The following is a 23,802-nucleotide window of genomic DNA, read 5'->3' on the forward strand; positions in this document are numbered from 1 at the left end:
AATCAGTAATCAGTAATCAGTAATCAGTAATCAGTAATCAGTAATCAAGCATGTAGCTGAATATTTTTAAACATCAGCTACATTAAACTAACCACAGAAAACATATTAATGGGCTTTTTTAAGTGACTTTACTAATGTTACGACTAATAACACTAAGCCTCCGGCAATAATACCTATGATACCTTCGGTTAATATCGGTACTATAATTTCAGCGATCGCCCCAAAAGTGTTCGCCAGAAATTCAACCAGATGATGTACCTGCTTATGCAACCATGAAAAACTATGGACCAAAATACCACCGCCTACCAAGAACATTGCAATAGTACCAACCACTGTCAGCGTTTTCATTAATGCCGGGGCAAAAATAAGTAAACCGCGCCCTAAAGCTCGTTGAATGGCATTAAAGCGCCCCGAAACAGACTTTCTTAATAAGTATAAGCCTAAGTCGTCAAGTTTAACGATAGCGGCAACAAGCCCATAAACACCAAAGGTTATTGCTAGGGCAAGTCCAGAAACGACCGCAACTTGAACTTCAAAGGCAGCCTCTTGAACTGTGCCTAAAGCAATAACAACAATTTCTGCTGATAATATAAAATCAGTGCGGATGGCACCTTTAATTTTTTTCTCTTCAAAGGCGACTAAATCTACGTTTTCATCGGCTAAAGCTAACAACTTTTTTTGATGTGCCTCTTTTTGATCTTGAGATGAATTATCATTATGTTGGAAGAATTTATGGAAAACCTTTTCAAAACCTTCAAAGCATAAAAACAGCCCGCCAATAACAAGCAAGAGAGTAATTAAGGGCGGCGCAAAAGCACTAATAACTAAAGCGGTAGGCACAATGATAAGTTTGTTTAACAGCGACCCTTTAGCAACAGCCCAAACTACCGGTAATTCACGTTCAGCTTTAACTCCTGAGACCTGCTCAGCATTCAGTGCTAAATCATCCCCTAATACGCCAGCTGTTTTCTTTGCTGCGACTTTTGATAAGATAGCGACATCATCAAGTACTGTTGCAATATCATCGAGTAAGGTTAATAAACTTGATCCGGCCAATGGTTTCTCCCTGTTTACGCTGCCAGTTATAGACATCATCGTTATTTACCATCCACAATGGAAGGTCTAGATTTGTCGGCAGCTAAAATAACGTGCAACAAGCACTATTGCAGCAAAGACTAGGATGCCTAAAGCTGTTATCAACATTTTCCTGAACATAAAAAAGGCTGCTCATAGCAACCTTTGTTAAGATAATAAACTAATTCGATTACATTTATTCCACAGGTAAAAATGCATCTGATTGTTCAACTTCATATTTTTTATGTAATTTTGCAGCTAAGACACCTTTGCGGTGAGCGAGGGCTGCTTCCATCTTTTTAGCGGCACTTGCAATAGCAGCGTACAACTCTTTTCCTGATGCCGTTACGGAGATCTCATTACCTTCATAGTGAGTAGAAACTTCTAATTTTTGTTGATGAGGCTCGACGGTAATAATTGCGCTAATAGAAGTGAGACTTGGGTAATGCTTAGCAACTTTTTTAAACTTGTCCTCAATTGACTGCTGGATACCTTCAGTAATTTCAACATGGTGACCGGAAATATTTATTTTCATAATGTTACCTTTTACTAAGAGAAAATTGTCTTCACTTAATATACTCGGGGTTATCTCGGTAAAACACAATGGTAATTTTGTAATAAAATGAAAAAAAATTGTAACCATATTGAAATATAAATAAATTATTTCTTAAGCATTGATTTCAAGTCAGCAAATGGATTATAGGTTGCCGTATCTTGATTAGTATCACCGGCAATAACTTCTGTTTTATATTTAGCGTGATCTGTATATTTAGCGTGCTCGTTATCGTGACAGTAAATACATAACAGTTCCCAATTACTTCCATCATTTGGATTATTAGTATGGTCGTGATCAACATGATGCACAGTTAACTCCATAAGGTTTGAATAAACAAACTCACGAGCACAGCGGCCACAGACCCAAGGAAATAATTTGAGGGCACGGTCACGATAACCCTTTTCTTTGGCTTTGTAATTGAGGCTTGCGCCTAAGGTATCAGAGGACATAATTAAGCAATATGAAAGTAAACATAAACCATTGTAAAATGCTGCTTAAATATGTTCAATGTCTATTTCAATTCAATTCAATTCAATTCAATTCAATCAACATAACGCTTCAAAGGCTTAACGCATTTAAATGACTTCAATCTTATATTCAATATCCTGCATCATATGTCCATGTACCGAATTATCATGATGGTACTGGGCATTAAACTTTAACGTATGAACACCTTTAGCTAAGGGGCGCAACATTAACCAATAGCCATCAGTAGCAGAAGGATAAACTTTTTCTGTTGCTTGTGTTTTCGCAAGTAATGCGTGTAAATCAAAACACTCTTTTGATTTTATTCGATTATTACGGATATTGGGAATAGATTGGCCATCGAGTTCAGCATAAACAAAATACAACTCTCCATTGTTTAATGCCGCTTCTTGTTTTACTTCATCACAGGTTTTACTGACATTTTGTTCTGGCCAATACGCCATATTAATAATAGGAAAGAAGATATGTTTACCATAAGGAATAATGCAATGCCGCTTTATTTTCGAGGTGCCATAACCACCGGCTAAAAACCAAACATTCCCTTTTTGATTAACACCGCAAAACTCTCCCGTACTATCACGCACCGGAGAGCTTCTATCACTCATTGTTTGGGTCCATTGCCACCAAGTATTCGCATATTGATCAAGTGATTTACCGGCAATGCTCTCATTAACGCCAACAACTATCGGTTGATAATTATTAGCTAAGCCACTGAAGGTGAAAAAACTATAAATAAAACAAATAAAACTTAATGTTTTAATACACATATCAATTCCTTTTTAAATGTAAAACCAGTCACAACTCCACAGTATTGTTTTTAACATTGTTGACACTACTATTACAAGATAATTGCAGTGAAATAGTTATGCTATTGAAATACTTTTTCAGCCCAGCGCGCTAAGCCAACGGTTACACTGCCAAAGTGATCGCCAGCAATCACCGGCGTATTTGGCATTTGCTCACGTAAAAATTGGTTTAACACCGGTGACTTTGCTGAGCCTCCAGTAACAAAAATCACATCAGGTTGGCAATTAGCTTGCACCACACATTCATTCATCAATTGAGCAATTTGCTTCAATTGTGAAGAGCTTGCTTTCAACATCAAGGCACGATTAACTTCTACTTTTAAATTATCAGCTAATTCATCTAGGTATATTGGCTGAGAGTCTTGTTCGGTTAAGCCTATTTTTGCTTGCTCTGCACCATTAACAATAAGGTGACTTAATTTTTGCTGGTGAACCTTTAACAAACGGGAGAATACCTCAGGCTGTTTAGCATCGCGTTGCAGCGTTTGCAAATAACGATAATTGGCTTGACTGTAAAAATTAGTTTGCTCGTTAATATTATTAATGGCCACAGCTTGATTAAAACTATTAACAGGCATAGGTTTACCCGTTTTTAACGTATCATTCATCCCTAGGCTTGGCATTATTCCCTTGAGCGCTAATTGAATATCGAAATCATTACCGCCAATACGAACACCGGTGTGCGCAAGCAAATGTTGCTCTCTTGAAGTACTGCTTTTAAATTGTGGTCCCATCAATAACATTGAGCAATCAGTAGTACCACCACCTATATCAACAACCAAAACTTTCGTTTCTTCTTGTAAACTTGCTTCATATTCAAAACCAGCGGCAACTGGCTCATATTGAAATTCTACACTCTTATAACCGACGCGTTTAGCTGCATTAGTTAATATCGTTAACGCTTGACGATTACTTTCTTCACCTTTTAAGCCTTGAAAATTAATCGGTCTGCCAATAACAGTCTGCGTTATTTCTTTTTGCTGGTTTTCTTCAGCCAATGTTTTTATGTTGCTCATCATTGCAGCAACAATATCTTCGAATAAGTTAATTTGGCTATCAACCAAACCACTCGCCCCTAAAAAGGATTTTGGTGACTTAATGTAATAACCTTCTTCAGGATCTTCTAAGTATAAATTCAGCGCCGCTTGGCCAAACGATAATTCACTAGGGATGCCATCGAGCTTTAGCTCTCGTAATACATTCTGACCCCTTTGTAACGGACCAACCCGTTGTTGTTTGAACAGGAGCTGTTGCTCTTCACTTAATTGTTGACATAACCAATGAGAAATAATGTCTCGACTTGGTGCGTATAGTGTTGAAGGAATATACTTACCATGTTCGCCTAAAGATAATATCTTCGGCTGGCCACTTTCCATTACTGCGACAGCACAATTTGAAGTACCGTAATCAAAACCTATCATTGTTTATTTATACCACTGGGTCTAAAAGGGGTCGCGTAGCATACTGGGCAAGTGAGTAATTTTCAACTCATTAATAAATTTCAGTGATGTAATCGGTTTAATAACGCGGGTATTTACATTTTATTCAGTTGGTACCAATGACATTAAATAATAATCTTCAGTACAATTAAAAATAACTTTATTTATCTAATACTTTTGTTTAAAAACGCCTTAGTTAATTAACTGTCTCTTTTGAACATGATTATTACGACTATCAAAATATATTTTTCTCAGTGGATATAAATGTGCCACACCGTATGTTTTACCCACTAAGTCCTGCGCATTAGGTGCTCATTTCAAAATGCGCTACTTAATAAAAAAAATGAGCTTAATAGTACATTTACTTTTTAGTATTTTCATCGGGGTATGCTCTAATAATAAAATGGCTATTAGTTCACTAACTTGCTGATATTTATTTACCCTCGAAAATTTTTAAACGAGAGAATAAAGTGATCATACTCCAAATTTTTGTTTTAGATCATGTGAATACAGACGCTTCTTGTTATAATGCCTTTAAGATTTATGACTCTATTTAATAAGGAAATAAAATGCCTATCTCACGTTCTCGTAATAATCAGCATAAAGTATATATTCCGTCATCTGCGCGTACTAATCACTACTTGTTAGTTAAATTCCCACTGACTGACGAGTTAATCAGCCTGAATAATCAATTAATTGATCGAACTAGTGAGCAGCCCTACCAGCGTCTATATCAACATTTAGCTGACAGTTTCTTTGACGTGAATAATAAATTAGACATAGAAAGTGGACAATTTATTGCTAACGGAAAATTTGCTCGTATCCGTTATAGCCCAGAAAAATTAACCGTACAAACTGATGAAGAAATTCTTTTTTTGTACAGTCCGCGCAACCATTACAGCCAAAACACTTACATTAATGGCAAAAAGCGCGTGCGAGTTATTACACTGGTATTTTTAGCTAATGGTGACGATGTTCGCCAAACCTCAGCAGAGTTTCATAAGAATGTTCTGCTCGCTTTAAATGAGTTTATTGACGTTAACCACATTAATAAATCAACAGTAAGAGTCTGTGATCACCAACATTTTACTTATGATTTATTCTCTAAAGATAAAGGCGTTACGGGTACACAAACCCATAAATTACGTACTTTAAAAAATCGCTATGCCGCTGATGATATTAGCTTGCCAGACAAAAGAGATGTACTTACTTATGTAGTGGCTGATTTACCTATTAACCGACGCATCAAAGAACTACTTAATATTGATAAATCAAAAGAGCAACCTTATCAACCACTCTATGATTTAATCAGCCATGCTTTTATTGAGTCGGCTAATAAGCAACATTTATTCGAAGGTGCTATTTTAGCTAATGGTTTAATACCTATCGTCAGAAGTCGTTTGGAAGAAAAGCATAAAGCTGCGGGTGAGTTACAAAAATTAAGCTTCAACCCATTTGAACCTAATAATAACTTCACCTTACATTTTGCTGGCGATTGCTTAGTTGATTCCATACAATTTGTTATCATAGCAACAGAAGATCATAAAACGAGTCAAGGCTATGGTAAATTCCTTAATTTAGCTGAACAAGCACTGCGCTCAACTGCTGAAAAACTAGGCTATGTTAATTCGAAAGAAGAATTAGTCATCCGTTTACACCAGCACCTAGGTTATGACCTTTAAACCATTCAAGTAAAGATGATGCTATTGACGTTTGTCGTATAACCTTTATATACGACAAACTTATCATTTATTATCATGTGGCATGGCTATAAAGGAAATGTTAAAATGTTAGGGATATTTATTTGTAGAGAAAATTCGTGCCATTAAAACAAAACCTTCATCCAAGCAACCGCCATAACAACGGTTATGATTTTTTAGCACTGTGCCAGTCGTTACCGACATTAAAACCCTTTGTTCATACCAATAAATATCAGAACTTATCTATTGATTTTGCCAATGCAAAGGCGGTAAAAGCACTTAATCAGGCATTATTGAAATATCACTATCAAGTAAATCAATGGGATATACCTACGGGGTATTTATGTCCACCTATCCCTGGCAGAGTCGACTATATTCATTATCTTGCTGATTTATTAGCAATATCACTCCCTGCAACTTCAACCTTAAAGGAAAGCAAAGTATCAGTGCTTGATATAGGCGCTGGGGCAAGTTGCATTTATGCTATTTTAGGTCAACGTGAATATCAATGGCAGTTTACTTGCACCGATATAGATCCGACGTCCATTAAAGTTGCCAAGCAAATAATCTCTGCTGACAAGTCGTTTAAAAAATCGATTACTTGTCGCTTACAGACGAATTCATCACAAATATTTAATGGCATCATTGAAGAAGATGATCGCTTTGAATTAACCATGTGTAACCCACCTTTTCATCGTTCATTGGCTGAGGCAACAAAAGGGTCAGCTCGGAAAGTCAAAAATTTAGCGGCAAATAAAAAAACGTTCAACCCCTCGCTAACAACCAGTCCCAGTGTACCGTTAAATTTTGGCGGTCAAAATGCGGAATTATGGTGCGAAGGTGGCGAGCTTGCCTTTATTAATCAGATGATAAAAGAAAGTAAATCTATCCAAAAACAAGTGCTATGGTTTACCTGCTTAGTGTCAAAAAAAGACCACATTAGCCAACTAAAGCAGACGCTTAATAAGTCGAAAGCCAAACAAATAAAAGTTATAGATATGGCGCAAGGACAAAAAATCAGTCGTTTTATTGCTTGGAGTTTTCTCGATGAAAGCCAGCAAAAAAATTGGTTTAATTTGGTTTAATTTGGTTTAAGCACGCAGATGAGAAACATTAGTCAACGATTGCAAAAAATAGATAATATGGTCAGTACTCACTATCAAAGCATTTGGGATTGTTGCTGTGATCATGGTTTACTGGGACTAACATTATTAAAGCGCCAAACAGCTGACACCGTGCATTTTGTCGATATTGTTCCCTCATTAACCACGCATCTTGAATCATTATTACAAAAGCACTTTAGTGCAGACGACTATATCCAAGCTTGGCAGGTCCATTGTATTGATGTCGCAAAGCTACCGTTGGCAATACAAGATAAACAGTTAGTTATTATTGCTGGCGTTGGTGGAGAGCTACTCATTAGTTTTATTGAAAGTATCATCACTAATTTTCAGCAAAACTCGCTCGTTCCCCCAACAAGCGAAATAGAGTTTATCGTTTGCCCCGTGCATTACAACTACCCTGTAAGACAAACCCTAATAGCTCATAATTTTATTTTACTGGATGAATGTATCGTTACTGAAAACAAACGTTGCTATGAAATTATCCATGTCAAAAAACAGTTTGGTGCATCTGCCGACATTGATAACACTTTAAATAAAATATCACCTACCGGTGATAAAATGTGGGATTTGTCGATTAAATCACATCAACAATATTTAGCGAAAACCATTGGCCATTATAAGCGTATGTTACTGGCCGCAAAAGATAATGAGAAACAAACGATTAACCGTATTATTGAACAATACTCTTCCCTTACAACCTAGCTAAGAAAACCTTAAAACAAATTTTGATTAATTTGTATTACATCTAAGTTTATTCGTTAAAAATCAAGTAACTAAGCCACTTAAATAAACGCAAAATAGCAACAAAAAAGGCCTACATAAGCAGACCTTTAATCATTATACCGCTAATTTATAAAAATTAAACGGTACCTTTTTCCATTTGGTTAAGCTCAATAGATTTAAACAAAGCGGTAAAATTGCCTTCTCCAAAACCTTGGTCGTCAACACGCTGAATCATTTCGATAAAGATTGGACCAAAAATATTTTTAGTGAAAATTTGTAATAAATACGAGTTTTCTTTTTGGCTATCGACAAGAATTTGATGATCTTGAATGCGTTTATGATCTTCTTTAACCCAAGGAATGCGTTTAAATACGTCATCATAATACTCAGGGACGATATCAAGGGTATCAATAATATTTTTATCTAACTTGTCTAAAGAACCAACTAAGTCATCACTGATAAAGGCTAAATGCTGAACACCAGGACCGTTATACTCATCTAAGTACTCATCGATTTGGTTATTCTTCTTACCCTTACCTTCATTAATTGGTAAGCAGAAAGTGCCACAAGGCGATGCTAACGCGTATGAAATTAGTGCAGTTTTCTCACCTTTAATATCAAAGTAGCGCACATCGGTAAAGCCAAAAATATCTTTATAGAAATTAGCCCAATGCTCCATCGTACCTTGATGAACATTGTTCGTTAAATGATCAACACGTAAAAAACCTTTATCTTCGTTAATAACCGGAGCGTCAATCGCTTCAAAGTCATCTTCGTAGATAGAACCCGGATTAGTCGTTGATGCTGCAAATTTCTCAATAAAATAAATTAAACTGTCACCAATACCAAAAATAGCTGGATAGGGTAATTTGTTGTCTTCGTTAGCCGCAGATTTAGCACCACGCTTAATCGCTTCTTCAAAAGCAAAATCAGCATCGTCTACACGCCAGCCCATAGAGCAAATAGCAGGACCATGGCTTTTAGCAAATTCTTTTGAAAAGCCTGCTTTTTCATTGTTTAATAAAAAATGAATATCATTTTGATTAAAGTAATCGATATCACGACCTTTAAACTTTTTCGTTTTTGAAAAACCAAAACCATAAAAAGCGTTTTCCATAAAATCTGAATCGGGTGTCGCATATTCAGTGAATTCTATACCACGAAGGTTAAGTGGATTTTTTACATCAGTCATGTTTATCTCTCTTAAAGAATCAATGGGTGCATTATTACTAGGTTTTCAATGAAGAGATAGCGCAAAGCAAATCTAATAAAACATCGCAGCGTAACAGAAAATGTACGTGCTATCTGTGCGGAATGTATTCGACGTCAAGACAAGCCATATAGTGCTTAGCCAACAGCTGTTCAGTTATGTTTACATGACTAATTAACGCTAAAGTATTCATGCTTTTTGGTAAATTACAGGCATAAAAAAAGGTACGATATACGTACCTTTTTATTATTTATTTATCGACTAGCTAGGACGATTAGAACGCTCTTGACGTTTACGAGGACGATCAGTTGTTGGTGTTGATTCAACCGTCTTAACATCTGAAACCGTAATTTCTAATGATTGACGACGAATTTTAACACGCTTTAATTGCTCAAATGATTTCTCTGGCATGCCTTTTGGTAACTGAACATAAGTATGTTTATCATGTAAGTTAATTGCACCAATGTAGCTACTATCTAACGAAATTTCGTTAGCGATTGCGCCAACGATATCACCAGGACGTGCACCATGCTCTTTACCTACTTCTAAACGGTATGTCTGCCAATCAACGTCGGTACGGTTAACTTTAACTTTACGAGGAGCACGTTCGCCACCACGCTCAGCGCCACGTTCACCACCACGTTCATTTCTGCCGCCACGACTTTCGTTACGACCACCACGCTCACTTCTAGAATCACGGTCACTACGCTCACGCGTTTCACGACGAGGCTTAGGATCTTCTTTTGGTTGTAATGGCTGGTTTAATTGTTTTTGGAACAATAAAGCTGCAGCTAAATCAGTCATAGAAAGCTCTGATTCATTGGCCATTGCTTCAACAATTTCACGCATGTTTACTAAATCTTTATCTGCAACAATTTGTGCCATTTCAACACGTGTACGTTCAATACGTTTTTTACCAATTTCTTCAATATTTGGTAATTCATAAGTGTTAATAACACCTGAAGTTAAACGTTCGTAATGACGTAGAGAGTGCATTTCGCGAGGACGAACAAATGCAATTGACATACCTTCACGACCTGCACGACCTGTACGACCGATACGGTGAACATAAGCTTCATTGTCGCCTGGTAAATCATAGTTAACCACTAATGAAATACGTGGAATATCTAAACCACGAGCAACAACATCAGTTGCCACTAATATAGATGACTTACCTGATTTCATTTGTTCGATACAACGTTCACGCTGTGCTTGGTTCATGTCGCCGTTTAAAGCTAATGCTGGGTAACCAGCTCGCTCTAATTGTTCTGCAACTTCTACCGTGTCGCTACGAGTACGTACGAAAACTATCATCGCATCGTAATCAACGATTTCAGCTATACGCTCTAAAGCGGTAATTTTACGAATGCCACTAACTTTCCAAGCAAATTGAGAAATATTTGCTTTTGACTGTTTAACAGCAGCAATTTTAATATGTTCTGGATCTTTTAAGAAACGGTTAGCAATTTTACGAATTGCTGGTGGCATAGTTGCAGAGAACAAAGCCATTTGCGTCGTTTCTGGTAAATGGTCAAGTATCCACTGAATGTCTTCAAGGAAACCCATGTTAAGCATTTCATCAGCTTCATCAAGTACACAAAAAGATAAGTTACCTAGTTTTAGACTCTTACGACGTAAGTGATCCATTAAACGACCAGGTGTGCCAACAACAACTTGAGCGCCACGCTCTAATTGTTGAAATTGTGGCTGGTATGATTGACCGCCGTATAAAGTAGCAACCAATAAACCTTTCATATTTTTACCGAAGCTTTCAATTGCTTCAGCAACTTGCATCGCTAATTCACGTGTTGGTGCTAACACCATTAACTGTGGCTTTTTCAATGAAACATCAATTTTAGCCAATGCAGGTAAACCAAAGGCAGCAGTTTTACCTGTACCTGTTTGTGCTTCACCTAAAACATCTTTACCCGCTAATAATGGCGGAATAGTTTTTGCTTGAATATCAGTTGAGTTTTCGAAACCGATAGATTTTACAGCAGATAATAAAGTTTCAGGCAAGCCTAAAGAGTCAAAGCTCACAGGAGCATCGTTAGAAGTAGTCATAAATTTTGTCTTCTCTTGTGGCGGAATAGGTTAAAAGTAACCAAAACATTCCGCGTTATATACGAGGAAACCACCAGGAAGACTTAAGGCACGTTCACTAAAGAACATAGGGCTAATAAAGAATATTAGCTAAGAAGTCTATTGGGCGGAAAACCCCACTCATTTCGTATAACCAGTGTGAAAGAAAATATTCAAGTCAGAATCACTGTTATCGAGGCGCGCATTATACTGACATTTATTTATTATTCAAGGTATATAAATCATTTTGTTCAAAAAACAATCAGAAAAATGTATTTAATACCAATAAAGATAAATAACAGGGGTAATGAGATTGGCCGTGAAAAAGAAACGGCTATGGTTAAATTACAAATACTGACAAGTAATCCTCTGTGGCCTGAACTATATCGGTCATTTTATCTAGACATTGATATAAAAAAGGCCAGACGCTTATATGCCTGACCTATATTAAAATCATTTAAACGTAGATAATATTTTAATTACTCGTCAGCACCCGTTAACAAATCAGAAAAAAGTGAAAGTTTATTTAAAACTAAACCATGAATAGATTTTCTTGGGTAGCGCCCCGTTCGACTAATTTCTCCAGCGGGTTCATTCATCAGCAACTCTAATGCTTGATCAATGTCTTCAACAGCGTGAATGGCAAATTGGTTGTTTTTAACCGCTTCAATAACATCGTCCGCTAACATCAGATTATTAACATTGGTGCGCGGAATAATAACCCCTTGCTTTCCCGTTAAGCCTTCGTCTTTACATAAACGATAAAAACCTTCAATTTTTTCATTAACGCCACCAATTGATTGCACACCTCCGTGCTGATTAATCGAACCAGTAATGGCAAAGCCTTGTTTAATTGGCAGTAAAGAAATAGCAGAAATAAGCGCACAAAGTTCCGCCATAGACGCGCTGTCACCATCAATATGTCCGTAAGACTGTTCTATTGCAAGGTTGGCAGAAATTGACACTGGAAAACCTTGCCCGTATTTATGTCCTAAATACCCGGTTAATAACAGCACACCTTTGGAGTGAATAGACTTACCTAAGTCTACTTCTCTTTCTATATCGGTGACGCCTTCACTTCCCGCATAAACGGTTGCTGTGATGCGCGCAGGCGTTCCAAAAACACTGTCCCCTATTTCTAAGACAGTTAAACCATTTACTTTACCGATATGGTGCCCTTGGGTGTCAATCAATACTTGTTTTTCTTTTATTTCACCTAACCATGCCTCACTCATTCGGCCAGTTCTTCGCTGTTTAGCTGCAAGCGCTAAAGCAACATGGCTGGCAGTTAAATGACCTTTGTTGTCTGTTTTCTTCCACAAATAAAAAGCTTCATCAAGTAAGTCGTTTACTTGAACAATATTAGCCGAAATTTTATGTTGATGCTCTGCACGTCTCAATGCATAGCGCACTAGCTCTAATACAGCTTCATTACTGACATGTGGATAGTTGTATTTATGTGCACGCTGGCGAATCAAATGAGCGTAATCATTAAGATTTTCTTCGTTACTTTCAAGATACTGATCAAAGTCTGCTAAGACCCTAAATAATTCGGTGAACTCTTGGTCATAGTCTTGCAACATGTAATAAATTTCGGGGTCGCCGAGCAATATCACTTTAACGTTTAATGGAATTTTTTCAGGTTGTAAGCTAAATGATCCCGGTTGACTATATTCAGAGTAAGGATTTTCAATGGTAATTTCTTGTGATTTAAGCGCTAATTTTAAACGTGCCCAGACAAGGGGTTGATTGAGTAGCTTGTCTGCCTCTAAAATTAAATAACCGCCATTAGCCTTATGTAACGCTCCAGGTCTAATTAATCGATAACTGGTATAGGTGCTTCCTTGAAAGCTCGCGAAATCAACATGGCCAAATAAGTTTTGAAAAGTTGGGTTTTGCTCATATATAACAGGAGCGCCAGCATCAGGTTTTTGAGAAACGAGTAAATTAGGTAAAAATTGTTCAACCATAAGTTTACGCGCATCTTTATCGTTTCTGTTCTCAACACTTTCATCAACAAGAATTTCTAAAACAGTATCAACTACATGGGTTTTTACTTTTGACAAGTACTTTAACACGCCAATATTACTGGCAAACTCATGCTCTAATTCTTCTAGAAACGGCCGAATAGCTTGTTCTGCAGTCTCATTTTTTAATTTACGTAATTTATCAGATGAGATGCGTTTCCATTGTGGTAATTCAATCAATTTTTCAGAGAGGAAATTTTCTAATTTATCTAGCAACAGATAAAAATCAGCACGTTTACCTTCATCTAAACCGGCAAATTCTTTATCATTTAAAGGTTTTCCCTCAACCAGCGGTGAAAAACCAATCTCTCCATTTTCTTCAAACAATAAAACATTATCTTTTAAAGCACTTTCTTCGACTTCAGCGATGGCTTGATCATATTTTTTATTAAATGCGCGATCAACCGCCGACTTTTGTCGTTGATAACTTGGGTTATCAAAAATCTCAGGAAATAAGTCTAATAATTCATCAATAAAAGTATTGATACGTGCCAATAATTGTTTACCATCTCCGGGACTTAAATAGAGGTTGTGCGGTGCATGAACATCATCAAAATTATTGATATAACACCATTCATAAGGTGTTTCTTGATTGCCAGCGGTTGTCGCTAACATTTGCTTAATTAAGGTTTGTCTACCCGTACCATGCTCTCCCATAGCAAAAACATTAAAACCGGGAGCCTCCATAGACAAACCAAATTCAAGCGCCTCTTTAGCGCGAGCATGACCGATAATAATTTGCTCTACATCAGGAGTGACTTCAGCATTAGAAAACTGCTCAGCAGATAATTGAGCAGTTAATTTTTCAACAGGTAACCGAGTAATTGAAGAAGTTAACTTAACGGATGAAGGCATGCAATATCTCACTGATAACGCTTAAAAAACAAGCGTATAATAATTAATAAATTTAATACTGCCAGTGTACCCTCATTTTAAATAATTAGTAAATTTTAGTGGCGTCCCAGCTTCGTTTTAAGGAGCAAAGGGTAACCTTATAAAAGAACTACCGCCGCAATTAAAACAATCAGCAACATCCGCCGCATGACTGTATGTTATTTTTTCTTGGCAATGCTGGCACTCTAACAAACCAAAACCAATAAAGTCGCCCGTTTTATATAGACCACGATGCTTAATATCTTCATCAAGCTCTGACCACTCCACTTGTGACTTATCAGTGATCGCTTGCATATTTTTCCAGAAAGACTCATTGAGTAAGCCTAAATAGAGGGAATGTTTGGCTTGTGCTTCATTTTGAATAATAAATTCATTGATATCAAAACGTAAATTATCAACAAACTGCTTAACTTTCTCTTCGGGTAATTTTTCTGCCGCTTGCAAGTAAAGCTTACTTTGCTCTACTTTGTTAACGATATCAGTTATCTCATGCTGGTTAACATCTTCTGCCCATGTAACTAAAGCTTGATAAAGCTCTTGAAAAACACTATTTTTTGATTTCATAACACATTCCTCGACGACTTATAGATTAAGTATAGCTAGTCATAGCTTTATAGAAAAACAAATCAAATAAACTTCTAAAAACTATAACATATCCTTACTTTACTTCAATATGCTCAAAACAGTATCTTGATGTGAGACAGGTATATAAGGTATTCTATCGCCATTATTTTTATGCGTTCATGATCGCGGTCAATTTACTATTGATTGGCTAATGAACACCACATTCTAAAGTGTTTGAGAAATCTTTAATGGAATCCATTTACAATCCCCAAGCTATCGAAGCGCAAGTTCAAAAATTTTGGACTGATAACAATACCTTTAAAGCCGAAGAAAAGCCCGGCCAAGAAAAATATTACTGTCTTGCTATGTTCCCTTATCCAAGTGGACGTTTACATATGGGGCATGTGCGTAATTATAGTTTAGGCGATGTTATCTCTCGCTATCAACGCCTGCAAGGCAAAAATGTTATGCAACCTATGGGTTGGGACGCATTTGGTTTGCCTGCAGAAAATGCGGCAATTAAAAACAAAACAGCGCCGGCTAAATGGACCTATGAAAATATTGATTACATGCGTAATCAATTACAATCACTGGGTTTTGCTTACGACTGGAGCCGTGAATTAGCAACTTGTAAAAAAGACTATTACAAATGGGAACAATGGTTCTTTACGCAACTTTACGAAAAAGGTTTAGTTTATAAGAAAAATGCTACGGTCAACTGGGATCCCGTTGATCAAACAGTATTGGCAAACGAGCAGGTTATTGACGGACGTGGTTGGCGTTCAGGCGCACCGGTTGAACGTAAAGAAATTCCACAGTGGTTTATTAAAATCACTGATTACGCTGAAGAGTTACTTACAGATTTAGACCAACTTACTGAATGGCCTGAACAAGTTAAGACTATGCAACGTAATTGGATTGGCCGCAGCGAAGGTATTGAAATGACCTTCCAAGTTGCAGATTCAGATGAAAGCTTTGACATCTACACCACACGTCCAGATACCCTCATGGGAGTTACTTACGTAGCACTTGCTGCGCAGCATCCACTGGCTTTAGCTGCAGCAAAAAACAACCCTGCATTGAACGACTTTATCACTGAATGCAAAACCAATAAATCTACCGAAGCCGATATGGCAACGATGGAGAAAAAAGGTGCCGATACCGGTCTTAAAGCGATTCACCCACTAACCGGTAACATCGTTCCAGTTTGGGCAGCAAACTTTGTCTTAATGGATTACGGTTCAGGTGCGGTAATGTCTGTTCCTGGCCACGACCAACGTGACTTCGAATTTGCCACTAAATACGGCTTGGAGATTACCCAAGTTATTGCTGGTAGCAAAGACGACGATTTCAGTAAGGCAGCAATTACTGAAAAGGGATTATTAATTAATTCAGGCGAATACGACGGTTTAGACTTTGAGGCGGCCTTTAAAGCGATATCAGAAAAATTAATCAGTGAAAATAAAGGCTCTGTAAAAGTTAACTACCGATTGCGTGACTGGGGTGTTTCTCGTCAGCGTTATTGGGGTACTCCCATTCCTATGATGCACCTAGCAAATGGTGAATCTGTCGCGGTACCTCTTGACCAGTTACCCGTTGAATTGCCTGAAGATGTCATCATGAATGGCGTTACATCACCGATTAAAGACAATCCTGAGTGGGCAAAAACCACTTATAACGGTGAAGAAGCATTCCGTGAAACTGATACCTTTGATACGTTTATGGAATCCTCTTGGTATTACGCACGTTACTGTTCACCGAACGATGATACACAAATGATTGATCCCGCCAAAGCAAATTATTGGCTACCGGTTGATCAATACATCGGTGGGATTGAGCATGCTATTTTGCATTTACTTTACGCACGTTTTTTCCACAAGTTATTGCGTGACGCAGGTTTAGTAAACTGTGATGAACCGTTTAAAAAGTTATTATGTCAGGGCATGGTACTAGCAGATACATATTATCGCGAGGCAGATAATGGTGGTCAAGATTGGATTTCACCAACAGATGTAGACGTTGAGCGTGATGAAAAAGGACAAGTTACTTCGGCTGTTAGTAAGCTTGATGGCAAACCAGTTATTTCTGCTGGTATGAGTAAAATGTCAAAGTCAAAAAATAACGGCATCGACCCACAAGAAGTTATCGGCAAATATGGCGCTGATACTGTACGTTTATTTATTATGTTTACTTCACCACCAGAGCAAACCCTTGAATGGTCTGATTCAGGTGTTGAAGGTGCACACCGTTTCTTAAAGCGTGTTTGGAAACTCGCCTTTGATTTTAGCGAACAAGTAAAAGAACATGGCGAAGTGGCTTTATTGAGCACATTAACCTTGAATGCAGCGCAGAAAACATTACGCCGCGAGTTACACAAAACTATAGCAAAAGTCAGTGATGATATTGGCCGAAGAAACACCTTTAATACAGCTATAGCTTCAATTATGGAATTAATGAACCATTTATCGAAAGCAAGTTTAGTCAGTGTTGAAGACAGAGCGGTTATGCAAGAAGCCGTTCGCGCGGTCATTATAATGTTGACACCAATTACACCACATATGTGTCATGAAATTTGGAAAACATTAGGCGGCGCTAATAACGATAATGCTTCGATTGAAGAAGCATCTTGGCCTATCGTTGATGAGAGTGCTTTGGTTGAAGACCAGAAGTTAATTATCGTGCAAGTTAACGGTAAGGTACGTGCAAAAATTACCGTTTCAGCCAACGCCAACAAAGAAGAAGTTGAAGCCTTAGGTTTAAGTGATGAAACAGTGGTCCGCTTTATTGATGATAAGACAATTCGTAAAGTTATCTATATACCGGGTAAACTTTTAAACATTGTTGCTAACTAATCGCAAAAAAGTCCTACAAAGGTAATAAAAATGAGCCATATGCACAAAAAAACGACAAAACACCAAACACGGGTAGCCGCGGCTACTTTGGTGTTATTCACCTTGTTTTTATCAAGCTGTGGCTTTGCTTTACGCGGTGATTATTTATTATCGCCGCAACTGCAAACTTTGCACTTAAGTTCCGCTGATAAATTTGGGGAGCTTACTCGCCAAGTTAAGCAGCACTTAACGATAAATAAAATAAAGTTGCTGAGCCAAGCTACAGAGAATGTCCCGCAACTTAAACTTTCAAAAGACAGCCTAAACCGTCGCACCTTATCCGTATTTCCAAATGGGCAAGTGGCAGAATACGAATTGATTTATACCGTTAGATATCAGCTAGTACTTTCACAAAAGGATGTTCGCTCTTTTGTTTTTGAACTTAATCGCGATTATCAAGATGATCCCAATATTGCGCTTGCTAAAAGTCGGGAACTGGAATTAATGTTAAGCGAAATGCGCAAAGAAGCGGCTAATAAAATCTTACGCGACCTCTCTACGATTAAAATCTAATGCGGATCTATCATAACCAGCTATCTAATACCCTCAATCAGGGCTTTAAGCCTGTTTGGTTAGTTTTTGGTGATGAGCCTTGGCAAAAGAACAACAGCTTAACCACAATAAAACAGCACTGTCAGCAACAGGGATTTAGTGAAGTTATCCGTTTTAGTGCTGACGATAAATTTGACTGGAACCTTTTGGTTGAAGAGTATCAAGCGATGAGCTTATTTTCAGCACAGCGCATCATTGAAATAGAACTAGTCACCGGAAAAATAGCTGACGCCGGCAGTAAAATACTACTTAAACTCAGTGAAAACTTTCATCCTGATGTACAGCTAATCTTTCATGGTCCTAAAATTGACAGTGCGGGTCAAAAACGAAAATGGTTTAAATCATTAGAACAGTTAGGTTGTTTTGTCCCCCTTTATGATATTGAAGGTCGTCAATTACAACAGTGGTTAAATCAACAAATCAAACAGCATAAATTAAATATTCATCACGATGTTACCCCATTGATGATAGAGCTTTTTGAAGGTAACTTACCGGCTTTAGAGCAAGAGTTACAAAAATTTTCATTGCTGTTTGGTACACAACTAATTATTGCTGAAGACGCAGAAAAATTACTGATTAAACAAGCAAAATTCAATCCTTTTCAGGTGGTTGATACCTTACTTAGTGGTGACCTGCCAAAGTGCATTGGCATGTTAGATCAACTGCAACACGAAGGGGCTGCAATCGGTCAGCTTATTTGGTTTATTCACAAAGAGATAACGCAATTATCAACTATGCTAGAGCAAATTGAACAAGGTGAGAGTATCGATAGTATTTATAAAAAATACCGGATTTGGGATAAAAAGAAACCTCTGTATCAGTATGCCCTTAACCATATTAGTCGTGACAATATTTACCAAGCTCAAGCGCGTTTAGCACAAACTGATTTGATCAGTAAAACCAGTAGTGACTTTAACCCTTTTATATTATTGGCAGATGTTTGTATAAGTCTCTATCACGGACAAACCACCAAAAAATTCAATTTAGATTATGAATTCGGCTAAACGAGTAAGCGAAATTAAGAAAAATATTGCCATAATGGGGGGAACGTTTGACCCTATTCATAATGGCCATATTGAAACAGCTAAAGAAACAGCAGCATGGCTTAATGTTGAACAACTCTTCTTTTTACCTGCGCATTTGCCACCTCATAAAAACACCACAACAGCCAGCGCTAAGCACCGAACAGCTATGGTGAACCTTGTTTGCCAACAGCAGCCATTATTTCAGCTTGATAATCGCGAACTAAAACGACATAGCGCTTCTTATACCGTAACAAGTCTACGTGAAATAAAACAAGAACAACCCAACAGTCGGGTTTTCTTTATCATAGGTATGGACTCGTTCCTTAACTTTACCCTATGGCATCAATGGCAAACTATTTTGTCACTATGCCATATTGTCGTCAATATTCGACCTGGCTATCAATTAAATCAAATTAATACCGCCACCCAAGAACTATTAAAAAACCATCAAATAGATGACCTAGCAGAAATAAAGCAACAAGATGCCGGCGGCATTATTTTCCATCAAAACCAGTCGCTTAATATTTCTTCAAGTGAAATACGCCAACAACTTTTAAGCAATAATAAACACAATAATCACTTAACAGAATGCGTACATCATTACATTATTGAAAAAAAACTCTATCAAAAATAATTTGCTAGTTAACCTGCAGAAAAAATGATGATATTATAGCGCATTATTATTTACACTAAGAGTAATTCCCTTGCAAGTTGAAGCGTTAAACGCATTTGTTATTGAAAAAATCGAAGAAATGAAAGGTCGTGACATCACGACTTTAGACATCGGAAAAAAATCAGGCTTTGCTGATTATATGGTTGTCTGTTCAGGTAACTCGAATCGCCATGTTAAATCTATTGCACAATCAGTTGCCATCGAATGCCGCGCTAAAGGTATTGAGCCGTTAGGTATTGAAGGTAATGATGTTGGCGAATGGGCGTTAGTTGATTTAGGCAATTTAATTGTTCACGTAATGACAGACGAAATTCGTGACCGTTACCAGTTAGAAGAATTGTGGAACTAAGCTAATAGTGAAGGTTAACTAAACTATTATGCGACTTACCTTATATGCTGTTGGCAATAAAATGCCAGCATGGGTTACTCAAGGCTTTAACGAATATTGTCGTCGATTTCCGCGCGACATGTCGTTTCATTTAGTAGAAATCCCGCCAGGTAAGCGTGGTAAAAACGCCGATATAGCTCGCATTCTAGAAAAAGAAGGCGAATTATTACTAAACGCAATTCCAAAAGGTAACCGTATTGTTACGCTTGAAGTGGAAGGTAAACCGTGGACAACACCACAGCTTGCCCAACAACTTAAGCGTTGGCAATTAGACAGCCGCGATGTTGCTTTACTTATTGGTGGCCCCGAAGGTTTAGCCCCCGCTTGTATTAAAGCTTCAGAACAAAAATGGTCTTTATCGCCATTAACCTTGCCACATCCAATGGTGCGTATTGTTGTTGCTGAAAGTCTGTATCGAGCTTGGAGCATTAACAATAATCACCCGTATCACCGAGAGTAATAATGGCATCGAACAAACGTGTTGCTATTCGAAACCATTCGGCAGAAGCTAATTTATTTGCGCGCAGAACATTTATTGCCTTTATCGGTATACTCGCTTTATTGTTAACCTTAATTAGCAATATCTACGAGTTAGAAATTAATTCTTATGAAAAATATCAAACTCGCTCTAATTCCAATCGAATAAAACTCCTTCCAGTTGCACCTAATCGCGGACTAATTTACGATCGTAATGGCATTCTACTTGCTGATAACAAACCCGTATATTCGCTTGAGGTTATTGCTGAGCAAACGGTTGATTTGAAGAAACACATTGTAGAAGTCAGTGAGTTGCTTGATATCAGTGAAGAAAAGCAGCAAAAACTTTTTGAAGCACTAAAAAGCAAACGACGCTTTAAACCAGTAGAACTGCACTCGCGGTTAAGCGCACAACAAGTTGCATTATTTTCTGTCAACCAACACAAATTCCCTGGTTTTTTTATTGATGCTCGTCTTAAAAGATATTACCCATTTGGTGATTTAACGACCCACTCTTTGGGTTATGTTGCCCGCATTAACCTTAAAGATTCAATTCGTTTGGCCGAAGAAAATTTAGATGAAGATTATGCAGCAACGCGTAATATAGGTAAGCTTGGTTTAGAAAAATATTATGAAAATATACTTCATGGCACTATTGGTCATCAAGAAGTTGAAATAAATAATCAAGGTCGCATTATAAGAACGCTTGATTATGCGCCCCCAATATCAGGAAAAAACTTAACCCTGAGTATTGATATTGAATTACAAATGATTGCTAAACGTGCCTTAGCAGGCAAGCGTGGCGCTGTAGTAGCAATTGATCCACGAAGTGGTGAAATATTGGCCATGTATTCAAACCCAAGTTATGATGGAAACTTATTTGTTCATGGCATTAGTAGTAAAAACTATCGTAAATTACTTAATCCTAAAAACGACAGACCATTACTTAATCGAAGTGTACAAGGTTACCCACCCGCCTCGACAGTCAAACCTTTGCTCGGATTAACAGGATTAGAAGCAGGTGTAATTACCAATGAATCACGCTTCTACGACCCTGGCTGGTTTCAGCTAAAAGGTCTTGAACGTAAATACCGCGATTGGTGGGCCCCCGGCCATGGCTGGGTAGATCTTAATCAAGCCATTGAACACTCATGTAATGTTTTCTTTTATAATTTAGCGTATCAATTAGATATTGATACGATTACCGACATGATGGAAAAATTTGGTTTTGGCGATCTTACGGGTGTTGATATCTGGGAAGATAAACGCGCTATTTTGCCTGGTAGAGAAACCAAGCGTAGTCGATACAATAAACCTTGGTATACCGGCGATACAATCGCTGTTGGTATTGGTCAAGGCTACTGGACAGTAACACCGTTACAGCTAGCTCAAGCTTTTTCTATTTTAACGAATAAAGGCGACATAAAAATCCCACATTTTTTACGTGCTACTGCAGAGTTAGTCGCGGAAGAAGTTAAAATCAATGAGGAAATCACCACCGCTGAGACTGAGGGTAATGTTAATATTATCAATAAAATGGTCACTAAAATGGCAGAATATGATGATAAACCCCCTATTGTTTTAAAAGACAGTAAGCACTGGAGTTTAGTGCTTGATGCTATGCATAACACGGCACAAAAGAAATATCCTGCATTTAAAGGTGCTCGCTATGACGCCGCAGGAAAGTCGGGTACAGCACAACTTATTGCAAAAAAACAAGATGAGAAATATGATGCAGAAGCCACTAAAGAAAAGCAGCGAAACAATGCTATGTTTGTGGCTTTTGCTCCTTATGAGAATCCAGAAATAGTGGTTGCGGTTGTCGTTGAAAATGTTTTGGAAGGTGGTGGTGGTTTTAATGCTGCGCCGGTAGCACGCCAAGTTATGGATCAATATTTTGGTGATAGAGTCATTATTAGTACCGATAAAAGTAAGCATCCACAACACAATAATGTTTATGGTGTTGACAAAAACACAGGACGTAACTAGTGCGTAATATTGGTCATGACCAACAAAAACAGCGAAGTTTCTGGCAAAGAATTCATATTGACTTGCCTCTTTTGTTGGGTATTTTAGCATTAATGACCTTAGGGCTATTTGTTGTTTATAGTGCAGGTGGTCAAGAAGCAGCCATTGTTTACCGTCAAATAACCCGCTTAGGTATAGCATTATTGGTGATGTTCGCCGTTGCTCAAATCCCGCCCCTTTCCTATCAAAAATGGGCGGTACCCGTATTTATTTTAGGTTTGCTGCTCTTAATCGCCGTACTCTTATTCGGTCATATAGGTAAAGGCGCACAGCGTTGGTTAGACTTGGGTTTTATGAAATTTCAGCCTTCTGAAATAATGAAACTGATTGTCCCCATTATGATCGCTTGGTACGTTAGCCAATATGACTTACCCGCTAAAATATCTACCATCACCATTGCATTTATTTTAGTGTTATTGCCAACCTTATTAATTGCTAAGCAACCTGATTTAGGTACGTCACTGTTAATCGCCAGTTCAGGTATTTTTGTGATTTTTCTTGCCGGAGCAAGCTGGAAGCTAATTATCGCTTGTATTGGCTTAGCATCGGCATTTGCACCCGTTCTTTGGATGTTTTTGATGAAGCCCTATCAGAAGCAGCGTGTATTAACTTTTCTTGACCCAGAGCAAGACCCACTTGGCTCTGGATATCATATTATTCAATCAAAAATAGCCATTGGTTCAGGTGGTTTGCATGGCAAAGGTTGGTTACAAGGTACACAGTCACAACTGGAATTTTTACCTGAACGCCATACCGACTTTATTTTTGCGGTGTTTAGTGAAGAATTTGGCTTTGTAGGTGTCGCAGTACTGCTCAGTGTCTATTTAATGATAGTGATGCGAGGCTTATGGATTGCTGTCCATGCCGACCATGCCTTCACAAAACTATTAGCCGGTAGTATAACTTTAACCTTTTTCGTTTATGTCTTTGTGAACATAGGTATGGTGTCAGGCTTATTGCCTGTTGTTGGCGTTCCTTTGCCCTTAGTCAGTTACGGCGGAACATCAATGGTGACATTACTTGCAGGTTTTGGCATGCTGATGGCGATTAGCACCCATAAGCGTTTTATTGCTTAAATTGATT

General features: G+C 37.8%; 20 protein-coding genes. 11 read left to right on the forward strand and 9 right to left on the reverse strand.

The features are described 5' to 3' along the window. Nucleotides 1–105 precede the first annotated feature (105 nt). The 5 genes from H4J56_RS14115 to yegD all read right to left on the reverse strand — a co-directional run bounded on the left by H4J56_RS14115 (nucleotide 106) and on the right by yegD (nucleotide 4,343). A complete protein-coding gene (locus tag H4J56_RS14115) occupies nucleotides 106–1,056 on the reverse strand; it encodes a DUF808 domain-containing protein (protein WP_070377206.1) in 951 nt (316 codons plus the stop codon). Between the two features lie 214 nt (nucleotides 1,057–1,270). Further along, the gene (gene hpf / locus H4J56_RS14120; RefSeq protein ID WP_070377205.1) at nucleotides 1,271–1,609 is read right to left on the reverse strand and encodes a ribosome hibernation-promoting factor, HPF/YfiA family; all 339 of its coding nucleotides are present in this window, start codon (nucleotides 1,607–1,609) and stop codon (nucleotides 1,271–1,273) included. A gap of 125 nt (nucleotides 1,610–1,734) precedes the next feature. Next, nucleotides 1,735–2,079 (reverse strand): YajD family HNH nuclease, encoded by a 345-nt coding sequence (locus H4J56_RS14125; protein WP_070376120.1) that lies wholly within the window; start codon nucleotides 2,077–2,079, stop codon nucleotides 1,735–1,737. A gap of 126 nt (nucleotides 2,080–2,205) precedes the next feature. Continuing rightward, nucleotides 2,206–2,883: a hypothetical protein gene (locus tag H4J56_RS14130; protein ID WP_182171239.1), complete on the reverse strand. Its 678-nt coding sequence runs from the start codon at nucleotides 2,881–2,883 to the stop codon at nucleotides 2,206–2,208. 101 nt (nucleotides 2,884–2,984) lie between these two features. Continuing rightward, the gene (gene yegD, locus H4J56_RS14135) at nucleotides 2,985–4,343 is read right to left on the reverse strand and encodes a molecular chaperone (RefSeq protein WP_182214996.1); all 1,359 of its coding nucleotides are present in this window, start codon (nucleotides 4,341–4,343) and stop codon (nucleotides 2,985–2,987) included. Nucleotides 4,344–4,930: 587 nt separating this feature from the next. On the opposite strand from yegD, the gene H4J56_RS14140 reads away from it, so the two are divergent. The 3 genes from H4J56_RS14140 to H4J56_RS14150 all read left to right on the forward strand — a co-directional run bounded on the left by H4J56_RS14140 (nucleotide 4,931) and on the right by H4J56_RS14150 (nucleotide 7,887). After that, nucleotides 4,931–6,043 carry a DUF3083 family protein gene (locus H4J56_RS14140; protein WP_182214998.1) on the forward strand — a complete coding sequence of 371 codons (1,113 nt, stop codon included), beginning with the start codon at nucleotides 4,931–4,933 and terminating at the stop codon, nucleotides 6,041–6,043. Nucleotides 6,044–6,180: 137 nt separating this feature from the next. Next, nucleotides 6,181–7,146, forward strand: a complete 966-nt coding sequence (gene rlmF, locus H4J56_RS14145; protein WP_182259506.1) for a 23S rRNA (adenine(1618)-N(6))-methyltransferase RlmF — start codon at nucleotides 6,181–6,183, stop codon at nucleotides 7,144–7,146. 18 nt (nucleotides 7,147–7,164) lie between these two features. Further along, complete coding sequence (locus tag H4J56_RS14150) at nucleotides 7,165–7,887, forward strand: tRNA (adenine(22)-N(1))-methyltransferase TrmK (RefSeq protein WP_182171227.1); 723 nt, start codon at nucleotides 7,165–7,167, stop codon at nucleotides 7,885–7,887. A 157-nt stretch (nucleotides 7,888–8,044) separates the two neighbouring features. Here H4J56_RS14150 and hppD read toward each other — a convergent pair whose 3' ends face one another. From hppD to H4J56_RS14170, 4 genes are all read right to left on the reverse strand, one after another. Beyond that, nucleotides 8,045–9,100 (reverse strand): 4-hydroxyphenylpyruvate dioxygenase, encoded by a 1,056-nt coding sequence (hppD, locus tag H4J56_RS14155; RefSeq protein WP_070376113.1) that lies wholly within the window; start codon nucleotides 9,098–9,100, stop codon nucleotides 8,045–8,047. A gap of 279 nt (nucleotides 9,101–9,379) precedes the next feature. Then, nucleotides 9,380–11,182, reverse strand: a complete 1,803-nt coding sequence (locus H4J56_RS14160) for a DEAD/DEAH box helicase (protein ID WP_070376112.1) — start codon at nucleotides 11,180–11,182, stop codon at nucleotides 9,380–9,382. Nucleotides 11,183–11,679: 497 nt separating this feature from the next. Next, complete coding sequence (locus tag H4J56_RS14165) at nucleotides 11,680–14,082, reverse strand: ATP-binding protein (protein WP_182215003.1); 2,403 nt, start codon at nucleotides 14,080–14,082, stop codon at nucleotides 11,680–11,682. 117 nt (nucleotides 14,083–14,199) lie between these two features. Beyond that, nucleotides 14,200–14,685 (reverse strand): zinc ribbon-containing protein, encoded by a 486-nt coding sequence (locus H4J56_RS14170; protein WP_182215005.1) that lies wholly within the window; start codon nucleotides 14,683–14,685, stop codon nucleotides 14,200–14,202. Nucleotides 14,686–14,933: 248 nt separating this feature from the next. Between H4J56_RS14170 and leuS the strand changes: the two genes are divergently transcribed. From leuS to rodA, 8 genes are all read left to right on the forward strand, one after another. After that, on the forward strand, nucleotides 14,934–17,537 hold the full coding sequence (gene leuS, locus H4J56_RS14175) for a leucine--tRNA ligase (RefSeq protein WP_182222095.1): 2,604 nt from the start codon (nucleotides 14,934–14,936) through the stop codon (nucleotides 17,535–17,537). A gap of 30 nt (nucleotides 17,538–17,567) precedes the next feature. Further along, nucleotides 17,568–18,089, forward strand: a complete 522-nt coding sequence (lptE, locus tag H4J56_RS14180; RefSeq protein ID WP_259364662.1) for an LPS assembly lipoprotein LptE — start codon at nucleotides 17,568–17,570, stop codon at nucleotides 18,087–18,089. Continuing rightward, nucleotides 18,089–19,132 (forward strand): DNA polymerase III subunit delta, encoded by a 1,044-nt coding sequence (gene holA, locus H4J56_RS14185; protein ID WP_182222094.1) that lies wholly within the window; start codon nucleotides 18,089–18,091, stop codon nucleotides 19,130–19,132. Before lptE ends, holA begins: the two co-directional genes overlap by 1 nt. Continuing rightward, nucleotides 19,119–19,787, forward strand: a complete 669-nt coding sequence (gene nadD, locus H4J56_RS14190) for a nicotinate-nucleotide adenylyltransferase (protein ID WP_182259507.1) — start codon at nucleotides 19,119–19,121, stop codon at nucleotides 19,785–19,787. Before holA ends, nadD begins: the two co-directional genes overlap by 14 nt. A gap of 70 nt (nucleotides 19,788–19,857) precedes the next feature. Then, nucleotides 19,858–20,175 carry a ribosome silencing factor gene (gene rsfS, locus H4J56_RS14195; protein WP_070376106.1) on the forward strand — a complete coding sequence of 106 codons (318 nt, stop codon included), beginning with the start codon at nucleotides 19,858–19,860 and terminating at the stop codon, nucleotides 20,173–20,175. 28 nt (nucleotides 20,176–20,203) lie between these two features. Beyond that, nucleotides 20,204–20,674 carry a 23S rRNA (pseudouridine(1915)-N(3))-methyltransferase RlmH gene (rlmH, locus tag H4J56_RS14200; protein WP_070376105.1) on the forward strand — a complete coding sequence of 157 codons (471 nt, stop codon included), beginning with the start codon at nucleotides 20,204–20,206 and terminating at the stop codon, nucleotides 20,672–20,674. 2 nt (nucleotides 20,675–20,676) lie between these two features. Beyond that, nucleotides 20,677–22,680: a penicillin-binding protein 2 gene (gene mrdA, locus H4J56_RS14205; RefSeq protein ID WP_182215013.1), complete on the forward strand. Its 2,004-nt coding sequence runs from the start codon at nucleotides 20,677–20,679 to the stop codon at nucleotides 22,678–22,680. Beyond that, nucleotides 22,680–23,795: a rod shape-determining protein RodA gene (rodA, locus tag H4J56_RS14210; protein WP_182222091.1), complete on the forward strand. Its 1,116-nt coding sequence runs from the start codon at nucleotides 22,680–22,682 to the stop codon at nucleotides 23,793–23,795. Before mrdA ends, rodA begins: the two co-directional genes overlap by 1 nt. Nucleotides 23,796–23,802 lie beyond the last annotated feature (7 nt).

Source organism: Colwellia sp. BRX8-4 (assembly GCF_014077345.1).
Classification (GTDB): Bacteria; Pseudomonadota; Gammaproteobacteria; order Enterobacterales; family Alteromonadaceae; genus Colwellia_A.

Coding starts and splice junctions, on each gene's coding strand:
- H4J56_RS14170 (WP_182215005.1), bottom strand. CDS start 14,685: ATGAAATCAAAAAATAGTGTTTTTCAAGAGCTTTATCAAGCTTTAGTT.
- H4J56_RS14130 (WP_182171239.1), bottom strand. CDS start 2,883: ATGTGTATTAAAACATTAAGTTTTATTTGTTTTATTTATAGTTTTTTC.
- yegD (WP_182214996.1), bottom strand. CDS start 4,343: ATGATAGGTTTTGATTACGGTACTTCAAATTGTGCTGTCGCAGTAATG.
- hpf (WP_070377205.1), bottom strand. CDS start 1,609: ATGAAAATAAATATTTCCGGTCACCATGTTGAAATTACTGAAGGTATC.
- mrdA (WP_182215013.1), top strand. CDS start 20,677: ATGGCATCGAACAAACGTGTTGCTATTCGAAACCATTCGGCAGAAGCT.
- H4J56_RS14165 (WP_182215003.1), bottom strand. CDS start 14,082: ATGCCTTCATCCGTTAAGTTAACTTCTTCAATTACTCGGTTACCTGTT.
- lptE (WP_259364662.1), top strand. CDS start 17,568: ATGAGCCATATGCACAAAAAAACGACAAAACACCAAACACGGGTAGCC.
- hppD (WP_070376113.1), bottom strand. CDS start 9,100: ATGACTGATGTAAAAAATCCACTTAACCTTCGTGGTATAGAATTCACT.
- nadD (WP_182259507.1), top strand. CDS start 19,119: ATGAATTCGGCTAAACGAGTAAGCGAAATTAAGAAAAATATTGCCATA.
- holA (WP_182222094.1), top strand. CDS start 18,089: ATGCGGATCTATCATAACCAGCTATCTAATACCCTCAATCAGGGCTTT.
- H4J56_RS14125 (WP_070376120.1), bottom strand. CDS start 2,079: ATGTCCTCTGATACCTTAGGCGCAAGCCTCAATTACAAAGCCAAAGAA.
- H4J56_RS14160 (WP_070376112.1), bottom strand. CDS start 11,182: ATGACTACTTCTAACGATGCTCCTGTGAGCTTTGACTCTTTAGGCTTG.
- leuS (WP_182222095.1), top strand. CDS start 14,934: ATGGAATCCATTTACAATCCCCAAGCTATCGAAGCGCAAGTTCAAAAA.
- rlmH (WP_070376105.1), top strand. CDS start 20,204: ATGCGACTTACCTTATATGCTGTTGGCAATAAAATGCCAGCATGGGTT.
- H4J56_RS14140 (WP_182214998.1), top strand. CDS start 4,931: ATGCCTATCTCACGTTCTCGTAATAATCAGCATAAAGTATATATTCCG.
- H4J56_RS14150 (WP_182171227.1), top strand. CDS start 7,165: ATGAGAAACATTAGTCAACGATTGCAAAAAATAGATAATATGGTCAGT.